At 74.6% G+C, this 11,375-nt stretch carries 9 protein-coding genes; 3 read left to right on the forward strand and 6 right to left on the reverse strand.

What is annotated here, in order from left to right; translation table 11 throughout:
* The first annotated feature begins 79 nt into the window (after positions 1 to 79).
* Complete coding sequence (locus IE271_RS21165; protein WP_190191944.1) at positions 80 to 850, forward strand: ABC transporter ATP-binding protein; 771 nt, start codon at positions 80 to 82, stop codon at positions 848 to 850.
* Between the two features lie 103 nt (positions 851 to 953).
* Here the strand turns inward: IE271_RS21165 and IE271_RS21170 are convergent, their stop codons facing one another.
* Positions 954 to 1,214, reverse strand: a complete 261-nt coding sequence (locus IE271_RS21170) for a GlsB/YeaQ/YmgE family stress response membrane protein (protein ID WP_190191945.1) — start codon at positions 1,212 to 1,214, stop codon at positions 954 to 956.
* Between the two features lie 235 nt (positions 1,215 to 1,449).
* Between IE271_RS21170 and IE271_RS21175 the strand changes: the two genes are divergently transcribed.
* Positions 1,450 to 2,574, forward strand: coding sequence for an AI-2E family transporter (locus tag IE271_RS21175; RefSeq protein ID WP_190191946.1), 1,125 nt, complete (start codon positions 1,450 to 1,452; stop codon positions 2,572 to 2,574).
* Between the two features lie 114 nt (positions 2,575 to 2,688).
* Positions 2,689 to 3,402: a FadR/GntR family transcriptional regulator gene (locus IE271_RS21180; RefSeq protein ID WP_190191947.1), complete on the forward strand. Its 714-nt coding sequence runs from the start codon at positions 2,689 to 2,691 to the stop codon at positions 3,400 to 3,402.
* A 1,005-nt stretch (positions 3,403 to 4,407) separates the two neighbouring features.
* Here IE271_RS21180 and IE271_RS21185 read toward each other — a convergent pair.
* From IE271_RS21185 to IE271_RS21205, 5 genes are all read right to left on the reverse strand, one after another.
* On the reverse strand, positions 4,408 to 4,776 hold the full coding sequence (locus tag IE271_RS21185; RefSeq protein WP_190191948.1) for an STAS domain-containing protein: 369 nt from the start codon (positions 4,774 to 4,776) through the stop codon (positions 4,408 to 4,410).
* Positions 4,773 to 5,873, reverse strand: coding sequence for a cobalamin B12-binding domain-containing protein (locus IE271_RS21190; protein ID WP_190191949.1), 1,101 nt, complete (start codon positions 5,871 to 5,873; stop codon positions 4,773 to 4,775). The genes IE271_RS21185 and IE271_RS21190 overlap by 4 nt, the downstream gene beginning before the upstream one ends.
* Positions 5,870 to 7,462, reverse strand: coding sequence for a PP2C family protein-serine/threonine phosphatase (locus IE271_RS21195; protein ID WP_373308803.1), 1,593 nt, complete (start codon positions 7,460 to 7,462; stop codon positions 5,870 to 5,872). The genes IE271_RS21190 and IE271_RS21195 overlap by 4 nt, the downstream gene beginning before the upstream one ends.
* A gap of 448 nt (positions 7,463 to 7,910) precedes the next feature.
* Complete coding sequence (locus IE271_RS21200; RefSeq protein WP_190191951.1) at positions 7,911 to 10,436, reverse strand: ABC transporter permease; 2,526 nt, start codon at positions 10,434 to 10,436, stop codon at positions 7,911 to 7,913.
* A 3-nt stretch (positions 10,437 to 10,439) separates the two neighbouring features.
* Positions 10,440 to 11,204 carry an ABC transporter ATP-binding protein gene (locus tag IE271_RS21205; protein WP_190191952.1) on the reverse strand — a complete coding sequence of 255 codons (765 nt, stop codon included), beginning with the start codon at positions 11,202 to 11,204 and terminating at the stop codon, positions 10,440 to 10,442.
* Between the last annotated feature and the right edge of the window lie 171 nt (positions 11,205 to 11,375).

Here is an 11,375-nt window from a genome sequence, read left to right on the forward strand (position 1 = left end):
CCAACAGTGGGCAGCCCCCGTCCACTTGGTGCGCTCCCGTCGCCCCCGGCGCACGCGACCCGTCGTTAAGCTGACGGCCATGAGTGAGGAACCGGGGGCGGGGCACGGCGCGGGGAGCCAGGACACACGGTCCGGCGCGATGGTCGTCGTCGAGAACCTCGCGCGCACCTACGGCAGCGGAGCGACGGCCGTCCACGCGGTGCGCGACGTCTCCTTCAGCGTGGCACGCGGTGAACTCGTCGCCCTGCGGGGGCGTTCCGGGTCCGGCAAGACCACCCTGCTCAACCTCATCGGCGGCCTCGACCGCCCCGACTCCGGCCGCGTCCTGGTCGACGGCGGCTCCCTCACGGACCTGGGCGAGCGCGAACTGCTCGCGCTGCGCCGCGACCGCATCGGCTTCGTCTTCCAGTCCTTCGGGCTCCTGCCCGTCCTCACGGCCGCCGAGAACGTGGGCGTCCCGCTGCGGCTGCGCAGGGCCGGCCGCAGCGAGCGCGAGGAGCGCGTCGCCCTGCTGCTCGATCTGGTCGGTCTCACCGACCACGCGGCGCAGCGCCCGGGAGAGCTGTCCGGCGGCCAGCAGCAGCGCGTCGCCCTCGCCCGCGCCCTCGCCAACCGCCCCGCCCTCGTCATCGCGGACGAGCCCACCGGGCAGCTCGACGCGGAGACCGGACGCGCCGTCATGGAGCTCCTGCGCGCGATCGTCCGCAGCGAGGGCGTCACCGCCGTGGTGGCCACCCACGATCCCCAGCTCTTCGCCCTCGCCGACCGCGTCCTGGAGCTTCGCGACGGCCGCGTCGTCGGTGACACCGGGCCCGGACCGCACGGCCGGGACCTCGCCACGGCCACCTGACGCGCCGCGCTCCGACGCCGGAAGGGGCGTCCGTGCCGACCCGCCGCACGGCGAAGGCCCCGTTCGCTCCGCGCGGAGCGAACGGGGCCTCGGCCTGCCGGGGTCAGGCGCGTCGTCGGGCCCACATCGGGGTGACGAGGGCGATGAGGACAGCGGCGATGCCGATCTGGAAGATGTGACGGATCCAGTCGATACCACCGGTGTCACGGACACCGACCGCGGAGGCCAGGAGGTTGCCGACGACCGCACCGACGATACCGAGGATGACCGTCAGCCACAGCGGGATGGGCTGACGCCCGGGGAGGACGAGTTTCGCCAGAAGCCCGATGATGAGTCCCGCGATGATGGCCCAGAGAAATGACATGGCCACTCCTTACGTCCCAAAGATCGATTTCTCGTTACGACCCCCGTCTACCCCGGGTTCACGACTCCAAGCGGGCGCGATGCGCGATCGGGCCGGACCGGGGCGCGCGCCCTTCTGCGCGGGCGCCGGGAGAACGCCCGCTTCCGCCCGTCCTCGTCGACGTCCGCGGTGCGTGTTCCGGACGGTCACCCGGCCGGTCCGTTTGCCCCGGGGAACGTACGGGCAATCAGCGTCCATGCAGCCCCGCCCCGTTCCGGTTCGGGCCGTCCTCACCGTCATCGGCTTGGTACTGGCCACCTACATCGCATGGCATCTGGTGGTGGAGACCCGCCGGGTGCTGGTGTGGACCGTGATCGCACTGTTCTTCGCCGTCGCCCTGCACCCCGCCGTCGGCAGGGTGGAGCGGTGGGTGCCCCGCTGCCGCCGGGCGGTGGCGACCCTGCTGGTGTTCGCAGTGGCGACCGTGGCCGTCGGGGCGCTGGTCGCCCTGTTCGTGACCCCGCTCGTCCAGGAGGGCACACGGCTCGCGGGCCGTCTGCCCGAGCTGATCGAGGACGCCCGGGCCGGCCGCGGACCGGTCGGGAACCTGCTCGAACGCACCCACGTCCTGCAGTACGTCCAGCGGCACGGCGACGACGTCCGCGACTTCGCCGCCGGGCTGGGCACGCCCACCCTGGCCTTCGTCCGCGGCGCCGCGACCACTCTGGCGGGCGTCGTCACGGTCTTCGTCCTGGCCTACCTCATGGTGCTGGAGGGACCCAAGGTCGTCGACGGCGCGCTCGCGCTGGTGGACGAGGTGCGTGCGGCCCGCATCCGCCGCGTGGGTGCCGCGTGCGCCCGCACGGTCACCGGTTATCTGACCGGCAACCTGCTGATCAGTGTCATCTGCGGCGTACTGACGTACATCGCGCTGCTGGTGGCCGGCGTCCCGTTCGCCGGCCTGATCGCCCTCTTCGTCGCGGTCGCCGACCTCATCCCCCTGGTCGGCGCCACCCTCGGCGCCGTCGTCGCCGGTCTCGCGGCCTTCCTCCACTCGGTCCCCGCCGGCATCGGCATGATCGTCTTCTTCGTCGTCTACCAGCAGGTCGAGAACCACCTTCTCCAGCCGGTCATCCTCTCCCGCACCGTGAAGCTCAACCCGCTCACCGTGCTGCTGGCCATCCTCCTCGCCACCGACCTCGCCGGCATCCTCGGCGCGCTGCTCGCCATCCCCGTCGCCGGCATGGTCAAAGTGATCCTCCAGGACGTCTGGTCCCACCGCCACGGCCGCCCCGTGGAGCTGCCCGTGCACGGCGACGACGCCCCACCGTCCCGCTCCACCGAACCGTCCCCGGAGAGCGGCACGGACCCGGCGCGGTGACCGGGACCGGCCTCCCGGAAAGGCCCGTACCAGCGATCCGATGAACCGGTCTACCGGATGGCCGGTAGGTCACTAGAATCCAGCCATCACGTCACCACCGAAGGAAGGGAATCGATGGCCGAACTCGCCAGGATCACGGTCGAGCCGCGGGAGCCACTGGCGACCGAGGTGTCCCGCCGCCTGATCGACTACCTGATGTCCGGCGAGGTGCAGCCCGGCGACCGCATCCCCTCCGAGCGGCAGCTGACCGAGATGCTCGGGGTGAACCGGCCCACCGTGCGCGAGGCGATCAAGTCGCTGGGCTTCCTCGGCCTGCTGGAGATCCGCCAGTCCAGCGGGACCTACTTCCGCGGCACCGGTTCGGATGTGCTGTACCGCCTGTTCGAGCTGGGTCTGGTGCTCGGCGATCGGGGCGCCCGCGACATGGTGCAGGCCCGCGCGGAGCTGGAGGTCACCGTCGCGGGACTGGCCGCGCAGGCGCGCGACGAGGCGGGCGTCGAACTGCTGCGCGCCCGCCTCGCCGCCATGCGCGAGTGTCCGGACGAGGAGTTCCCCGAGGCGGACACGGCCTTCCACGCGGCCCTCGGCGAACTGGCCGGAAACACGGTGCTGCGGGACATGCTCAAGGGCGTGCGGGCGATGATCCAGCGCGGCTGGGTGGAGCGCACCGGCGCCGTCCGGTCCCGCGAGACGGCCTACGCCGACCACGTACCGATCTTCGAAGCGGTCGAGAAGGGCGACGCCGAGGCCGCCCGCGCGGCCATGGCCCACCACATGGACGGCGCGTCCCGGCGCCTGATGGAGGCCCTCGACCAGCGCCAGGCGTGACCCGCCTCGGGGCCGCCGGACGGGTTCCGGCCGAATGCCCCGGGGAAAGCGCCCCGGAAGCGTGTGTGCGGGAGTTACGGAGCGGAGGACGCCGCCTCTCCGGACCGGCCGGGGTGACCTGCGCGGGCACCCGCCGGCGCCTCCGTTCGCGATGCGACATCCGCCCCTCGCGCCACGAATACACCGATGTCCGCACATCGCGCACCCGTGGGATCCGGCGGCCGCCGGTGTGAGCGGAGGCGCGAGTGGCGTGGTCAGCGCCCTTCGCACCGCGCCTTCGGGAGCGGGCGCGGTACCGAGGGGGACGGGGTCCGCGCGGCCGGGGCGCGCTCCCGGCCGGTTCGCGTCGCCGCCCTGAGGCCGCAGTGATTGCGGATGTCCGCACGGGCACCCGGGTCGTGCATCGCAGAAGCGAGCAACTCCCCCACAGACCGAAGGAGATGCACGATGAACCGGGTGTTCACACGGACCGCGCTGCCACTCGTGGGCACCGTCGCACTCGCCACCGTTCCGGCCGTGGCGGCCCAGGCCGCTCCCGCCCAGGCGGCACCCTGCGTACAGAAGATCGCGGTGGTGAACAACGCCGGGTTCGTGCTGTCGTGGGCGGCGAGCACGCGCACCGGCGAGCAGTCGCCGTCGACGGACGCGTACCCGATCAACCAGACGCGGACCACGGACCTGAACACGACCTCGTTCCCCGAGGGCACCGACGTGCGCCCCGTGGTCGACGCGGTCGCCGGCACCACGGCCCACGGCCCACGGCAACTCGTACGTGTCCTACTGCGACAACAGGCAGACGGCCACCTACACGGTCACCGGCACCACGCTCGACCACTCGGTCACCCTGCTCGACTGACACGGTGTGCCGTGCGTCGGCGTGTCCCGGCCCGTGGCCGCCGGGCACGGGACCGGCGGGCGACGGGCCGGGCGCGGCCCCGGCGTGCGACGGGTCGCCCCGGCCGGACGAGCCGGTCCGCGCGAGGGCCGCACCCCCGTACGTACGGGTCAGCCCGCTTCGCTGCCGGAGACCCCGTCGACCGCCTCCACGGGGGCGGTCAGGTAGGCCGAGGTGCCGGTGAGGTCGAGCAGGCGGTCGAGGAAGCACGGCCGGCTGTCCAGACGGAGGCCGACGCCGAGGGCGCGGGCGTGGCGGTGGACCATCAGCAGCGCCGACAGGCCCGTCGAGTCGATCCACGTCAGCCGCTCGAAGTCCAGCCGCAGCCGGCGGACGACCGTGCCCGGGGTGAGGTGCGTGACGACGGTGCGGACGAGCCTGTCCCGCGTACTGTGGTCGAGGTCGCCGGTGACCTCGACGATCAGCACGTTCGGCATGAGGGTGACGACGAGGCCGAACTCGGGCGCGGGAGTGGTCATGCGACGCCCCCAGGACCCGGTGCGGTTTCTCCCGGGCCGGGGCGCGGACGGGCCGCGACCGCGGCGGCCCCCTCGCGGAGCAGGGCCGTGGCGCGCGGGAAGTCGCGGAGCTGCCGGGCGATGAGGTCGAGGCCGGGCGGCAGGCACCGCGCGGAGACCGACCGCGCCTCCAGGACGTCGGCGGTCCAGGTGACGAAGCCGGTGAACAGGTCGGTGTCGTCGACGTAGAGCGCGGTGGCGAGGAAGTCGACGATGAAGGCGAAGTCCTCGGCGGTGCGGTGGCGCTGGACGTCGGTGTAGAGCTGCATGGCGGGGGCGTCCTTCTCCAGGTCCGTCAGTGTCTGTTCGACCAGTCGGGAGCGGGCGCCCACGACCATGGTGTACTCCTGGTCGGCCAGGTGCGGCAGGTCGTCCACCGCCTGGCGGGCCGCCGCCGGGCCCGGTGCCCGCAGACCGGCCTCCAGCGCGGCCGCGGCGCCCCGCGCGTCGGCCGCCCACCGGTCGGCGCCGCAGGCGCGGGCGTAGCGGCCGTCGGGTCCGAAGGCCCTGCCGCCCGCCATGACCGGCATGCCCGCCGCCTGACAGGCGGTGATCACGGCGTGGGCGGTCGGCAGCCTGGCCGGGATCGAGGACGAGAGCAGCACCGCGTCCGCGCCGGTGCGGTGCAGGTGGTCGATCAGATGCGCCACGGGGATCTGGGGGCCGAGGTAGTCCACCTGCCAACCGTGCAACTGGAGGACCTCCGCGACGAGGCGGGCCGGGAAGGCGTGCCACTCGCCGTCCACGCACGCCACGGTCACCCGGCCGCGCTGTCGGCGCCGGGCCGAGGCGGCCGGAATCAGCGCGGTGACGGCCCGCTCGTTGGCGGCGGTGGCCGCGTGCTCCTGGGCGACCGTGATCCGGTTGGCCGCCCAGGCGAGGCCGACCTGTTCCTGGACGGGGGCGACCAGACCCAGCAGGAGCGTCTCCTTGTCGAGGCCGGCGTCCAGGCTCTGGCGCAGGACGTCGGTGGTGGTGTACGCGTCGCCGTCGAGGACGGCCTGCCACAGCCGGTCCCGCAGGCCGGCCGTGACCGCGGTGTCGCCGGAGTCGGTCATGGGTTTCTCCTCTGCCGCTGGTGTGTGTTCCGGGGGCGGGTGTCTCCGTTGACCACGGTCGGCGCGCCGCTCTTCGGCGCGCCGATGGCGACCACCGCCATGTCGTCGTGGCGGCCGCGGCCCAGCCACTGGGCGGCCAGCATGTGGACGCGCTCCACCATCGCCTCCGCCGGCATGCCGGCACACCCCGTCAGGTCCCGTTTGAGCCGCTCGATGCCGTACAGCTCGCGGCCGAGCGGTCCGCCGCGTGCCTCGGTGATGCCGTCGGTGTAGAGCAGGCAGGTCTCCCCGGGGGCGAGGTCGGTCTCCTCGGTTCGGGCCGACACGGTCGGCATGGCGCCCACCAGGTCGCCGGACGTCCTGCTCTCCTCCACCCGGCCGTCGGCGCGGACGACCAGCGGCGGCGGGTGGCCCGCGCTGGTGAGCCGCAGCCGCACCCGGACCGCCTGGCGCCGCGCCGAGGCCAGGACGAGCGTCGCGAACCGTGTGTGATGGGACGTCAGGAGCGCGGCGTTCAGCAGGTTGAGGACGTACTCGTGGTCGTGGGCGAGGGGCAGCAGGGCGTGCAGGCTGTTGCGTATCTTGCCGGTCAGCACGGCGGCGTCCAGGCCCTTGCCCGCCACGTCCCCGAGGACGACGAGCGACTCCCGGGTGGGGTCGGCACCGGGGTGGACGTCGTAGAAGTCGCCGCCGATGCGCTGGTCGTCCTGGGCGGCGCGGTAGCGTCCGGCGTACTCGACGCCGTGCACGCCGCCCAGGTCGGGGGGCAGCAGGTCGCGCATCAGCGTCGCGGTGACGCGGGCCTGCTCGCTGTAGAGGCGGGCGGCGGACAGGGCGGCTCCCGCACGGGCGGCGAACTGCCGGGTGAAGGCCTCCTCGCCCTCGGTGAAGGCCCGGCCGGTGCCGGCGCGCAGCAGGATCAGCGCGCCGTTGGGTTCGCTGTGGCCGGGCAGCTGCGTGACGATGACGGAGCCGACCTGGCCGGCGAACCCCAGGGGGATCGCCCACGCGGGGATGTCGTCCGGGTTGATCCACTGGGTGGGGGCGGGCGGGAAGCCCTGCAGCGCCTCGACCAGTCCGGGCACGGTCGCCGGGTCGACGGTCCGCACCGCCTGGGTGACGGGGCCGCCGGCCCGCGCGTGGGTGAGCGGGAAGCGGCGGCCCTGGGCGGGGGAGACGAGGACGGCGGCGTCCGCCAGGTGGTGCGCCGCCAGGCGCGCGGTCGCCTCGGTGCAGTGCGCCACGTTCATCGACGACAGCAGCGTGCTGGACACCTCGGAGAGGATCGCCGCGCGCTCCTGCTCGCTGCGCAGGGACGCCTCGGCCAGGCGGCGGTCGGTGTCGTCGATGAGCCACCACACCACGTCCCCGTCCGAGCTCGGCGTGGGGTGGGCCTCGAACAGGCGCTCGCCTATGGTGCCGTAGAGCGCGTTCACGTGTGTGCCCCCGGGGCCGCCGACCATGCGCCGGTGCGCGTCCGCCAGCCAGTCCGGCAGGTCCTCGGACGCCCGGTCGTCGCCCGCCGGCCCGGGGAGCAGGACGCGGGCGGCGTCGTTCGCCTCGACGATGCGGCCCTCGCGGTCCACCACCAGAACGGGGCAGGGGGCGTTGCTCCATGTGGAGCCGACGCTGACGCCGGCCCCGCGGGAGCCACCAGGAAGACCTTGAGGAGAGACCACAAGCCGGAGGCACACGTGCCGCGCCCCCCACCACCTTCCCGAGCGTGGACCTTGTCTCGCGGCAACCGTCTCGTGCGGTTGTGCTCTGTTGCAGGCCATCTTCGGACTCGAACGGAAAACGCGGTTGCGGGGCCTTTCCTGCTCGATTCGTGACGCTACGGCGAGTCATTCGCCGACAGCGCCGCGGGCGGCTCCGGACGGGCCGTGTCCTTGTCCGCGGCGCGGGGTGTCCGTACACGGCAAGGCGGCGTCGTGCCCGGCGGACCGGGCAGGACGCAGGGCGCCGGAGCCCTGCCGCGCGTGCGGCAGGGCTCCGGCGGGGTGGGACGGCCGGTTCGCGGGGGCCGGGGCGGGCGGCCTACTCGCGGACGCCGATGCCTTCGACCGGCGGGGTGCGCAGGAGGCGGCCGATCGGGAGCACGGTGGCGGTCAGGGCGAGCGCGGCCGTGCCGCCGACCATGGTGACCCAGCCGAGCACCGGGACGTAGGGGACGCGCTCGCCCGCGACGGCGCCGACGACCGAGGAGAGGGTGACCACCGCGATCGCCGCGCCGATCGTGATCGCCACACCGAGCAGGCCCGCCTGTTCGGCGTGGACCATCCGCTTCACCTGACGGTGTGTCATCCCGACCAGCCGCAGCAGGGACAGCTCCCGGCCCCGGGCCAGGGCGGCCATGACCAGGGTGTTGGCGGCGGCGAGCACCGCGTACCCGACCAGTACGGTGATCAGCGCCTTGTTCAGCCAGGCGCCGACCGCCAGGTCCTGGGCGAGTTCCCCGGTGAGCCGGTCCGCGGGGACCGCCGCGCCGGCCGGGTACTCCGCCGCCAGGTCCGCCAGGGCCGCGCCGGCGTCCGCGCCCGGCTCCGTGCGGACGAGGACGTGGTCGTCGAGGCCGGTGACGGTGTGACCGGCGAGCGTGCGGTTGTCGAGGGTGACGTCGCCGAACCCCCAGCCGCGGTCGTAGAGCGCGACGACGCGCAGGGTGACCGGGGTGCCGTCGCCGAGCCGGAAGCGCGCGTCGCCGCCCAGCCGCCAGCCCGCCGCCCGGGCCTGCGTCACGGACACGGCGACGGTGTCCTCCCGCAGGTCCGCGAGGTCCCCGGAGCGCACCCCCAGGTCCATCGTCCGGTCCGCGCCCTGCCGGTCGACGCCCTGGGCGGTCACACTCTGCGCGCCGAGGTCGTTCTGCACGACGACGGCCGTACGGCGTACGCCTGTCGCGGCGACGACCCCCGGGACCGCGCGGGCCCTCTCGGCGGCCGACGCGGGAAGGCCGGCACCGCCGGTCAGCGCGTACTGCGCGAGGGTCCCGTCGTGATGCTGCGCCACCGTCTGGCGCTCCAGGTTGTCCTGCAGGAACCAGACGGCGCCGCCGAACCCGACCGAGAGCACCAGCGCCGTCAGGACGGCGACCATGCCGCGGGCGTTGGCCCGCAGGTTCGCGGCGGCGAGGTACCCGCTGTCGCCCCAGACCGCCCGCAGGACGGGCGCGAGCAGCCGGGCCGCGCCCTGGTTGATCCAGGGGGCCAGCAGCGCGACCGCCAGGACGAAGGTGTACAGCATGCTGACCGCGGCGCCCAGGGCGGTCTCCCCGTCGGTGACACCGGTGAGGCCGGTCAGGCCGGCGGCGACGGCCAGCAGCACCAGCCCGGACACCCGCCGGACCCGGCCGCCCGGACCACGTTCGACGGCCGCCTCGCCCAGCGCCTCGGTGGGCCGGACGCGGGTGGTGCGCAGCGCGGCGATCCAGGCGGAGAGCAGCGCGACGGCGACCACCGTGCCCGTGACCGCCAGCGCGGACAGCGGCCCGCCGCGCACGGTGAACGACTCGGGCACGAACCCGCGGGACACCAGCTGCTCCCTGGTCCACAGCGCGCAGCCCCAGCCGGCCGGGGCCCCCACGAGCGCGGCGATCACACTGAGCAGACCCACTTCGCCGAGCACCATCAGCCGTACCTGGCCCGGCGTCGCCGCGACCGCCCGCAGCAGGGCGAGGTCGCGGCGGCGGTGGCGCACCGACAGGCCGATCGTCCCGGCGAGCACGAACACGACGATCATCGCGGCGTAGCCGCCGAACGAGGCGCCCGCCTGCACCACCAGCTCCCGGGCGCCGGCCGCCTCGGGCTCCTCGGCCAGCCCGCGTCCGCCGCCCGTGTAGGTCGTGGCCCCGGCCCCGTCCGCCACCCGGCGCACCCCGGCGACCACGTCCGGCACGTCGGCGCCCGGCGCGGCGAGGACGCCGATCGCGTCGACGCGCCCCGGGTGCGGGTCGAGCCGCGCGGCCTCGGCGTCGGTGAAGAACACCGCCGCCTTCGCCCCGTCGGCGCCGGCCGCCTCGACGACGCCGCTCACCCGGTACCGGCGGGCGGCGCCCGCGGTGACGACGGTGGTCGTGTCGCCGGGGCGGACGTGCCCCCGCCCGGCCAGCCGCGTGTCGACGGCCAGCTCGCCGTCGGACCGCGGCTCCCTGCCGGAGACCGTGCGGTACGGGGCGAGCGCGGTGCTGCGCCAGCCGTGCCCCGCGACCGGCAGCCCGGGGGCCGCCGCCGCCATGACCGCGACCGACCGGTCCCCCACCGCGTTCTCCACGCCCGGCACCCGGGCGAGGTCGCGGACCAGCGACGCGGGCAGACTGCCGCGTTCGGGCAGGTGCACCGTGGTGGACTCGCGCTCGCCGAGCACCTCCGTGCTCAGGGTCAGGTCCCGGTCGGCGACCACGGCGACCGTCCCGTCGTAGCGCTGGTGCACTCCTTCGTAGCGCAGTCCCGACTCCACGAGCAGCCCGCACGCCGTCAGGATCGCGACGCCGGCGGCGAGGGCGACGAAGGTCGCCGTGAAACCGCCCTTGCGGAAGCGCAGCATCTGCGCGGCCAGGTGCAGCACGGGTCAGCCCTCCCGGTGGGCGAGGTGCGGGCGGCGGCCCAGGTGGGCGAGCTGCTCGGCGATCCGCTCCGCCCCGGGCTGCGGCATGTCCCGTACGAGCCGGCCGTCGGCGAGGACCAGGACGCGGTCGGCGTAGGAGGCGGCGACCGGGTCGTGGGTCACCATGACGACGGTCTGTCCGGTGTCGTCCACCGCCGACCGCAGCAGGGCCAGGACCTCCGCCGCCGTGTGCGTGTCGAGCGCCCCGGTCGGCTCGTCGCAGAAGATCACCTCGGGCCGGGTCACGAGCGCCCGCGCCATCGCCACCCGCTGCTGCTGGCCGCCCGACAGCTCGGCGGGCCGGTGCCGCAGGCGCGGGCCCAGCCCCACCCGGTCGATCACCTCGGCCAGCCAGGCCCGGTCCGGACGGCGCCCGGACAGCCGCGCCGGCAGCAGGATGTTCTGCTCCACGGTGAGCGCCCCCACCAGGTTGAACGCCTGGAAGACGAAGCCGATCCGGTCGCGCCGCAGTTCGGTCAGCTTCCGCTCGGTGAGCGACGACAGGTCGGTGGCGCCGATCCTGACCCGTCCCGACGTGGGCCGGTCAAGGCCCGCCGCGCAGTGCAGCAGCGTGCTCTTGCCGGAGCCGGACGGCCCCATCACCGCCGTCGCGGTACCCCGGAAGAACCGGACGTCGACGTCGGCGAGCGCGACGACGGGTTGGTCACCACCGTAGGTCTTGCCGACCCGTTCGACGTCGACGGCCACGGCGGCCGAGGGCACTGACATGAACGACACCTTCCGCGAGGGGTTGCGTGAGCGGTTCCTGACGGTAGGCGGGCCGATGACCGGCGGCCATGAAGCCAGCGGGCCGACCGTGGTAGCGCAGGCACTACCTGTGGCCGCGGGCGGGCGGACGGGCCCGGTTCCGGTCCGGGGCACGGGCGGGCCGGCGCCGGG

The sequence above is a fragment of the Streptomyces minutiscleroticus genome, from assembly GCF_014650875.1.
In the GTDB taxonomy this organism is placed as follows: Bacteria; Actinomycetota; Actinomycetes; order Streptomycetales; family Streptomycetaceae; genus Streptomyces; species Streptomyces minutiscleroticus.

Coding starts and splice junctions, on each gene's coding strand:
- IE271_RS21165 (WP_190191944.1), top strand. CDS start 80: ATGAGTGAGGAACCGGGGGCGGGGCACGGCGCGGGGAGCCAGGACACA.
- IE271_RS21190 (WP_190191949.1), bottom strand. CDS start 5,873: ATGACCGACTCCGGCGACACCGCGGTCACGGCCGGCCTGCGGGACCGG.
- IE271_RS21205 (WP_190191952.1), bottom strand. CDS start 11,204: ATGTCAGTGCCCTCGGCCGCCGTGGCCGTCGACGTCGAACGGGTCGGC.
- IE271_RS21175 (WP_190191946.1), top strand. CDS start 1,450: ATGCAGCCCCGCCCCGTTCCGGTTCGGGCCGTCCTCACCGTCATCGGC.
- IE271_RS21185 (WP_190191948.1), bottom strand. CDS start 4,776: ATGACCACTCCCGCGCCCGAGTTCGGCCTCGTCGTCACCCTCATGCCG.
- IE271_RS21180 (WP_190191947.1), top strand. CDS start 2,689: ATGGCCGAACTCGCCAGGATCACGGTCGAGCCGCGGGAGCCACTGGCG.
- IE271_RS21170 (WP_190191945.1), bottom strand. CDS start 1,214: ATGTCATTTCTCTGGGCCATCATCGCGGGACTCATCATCGGGCTTCTG.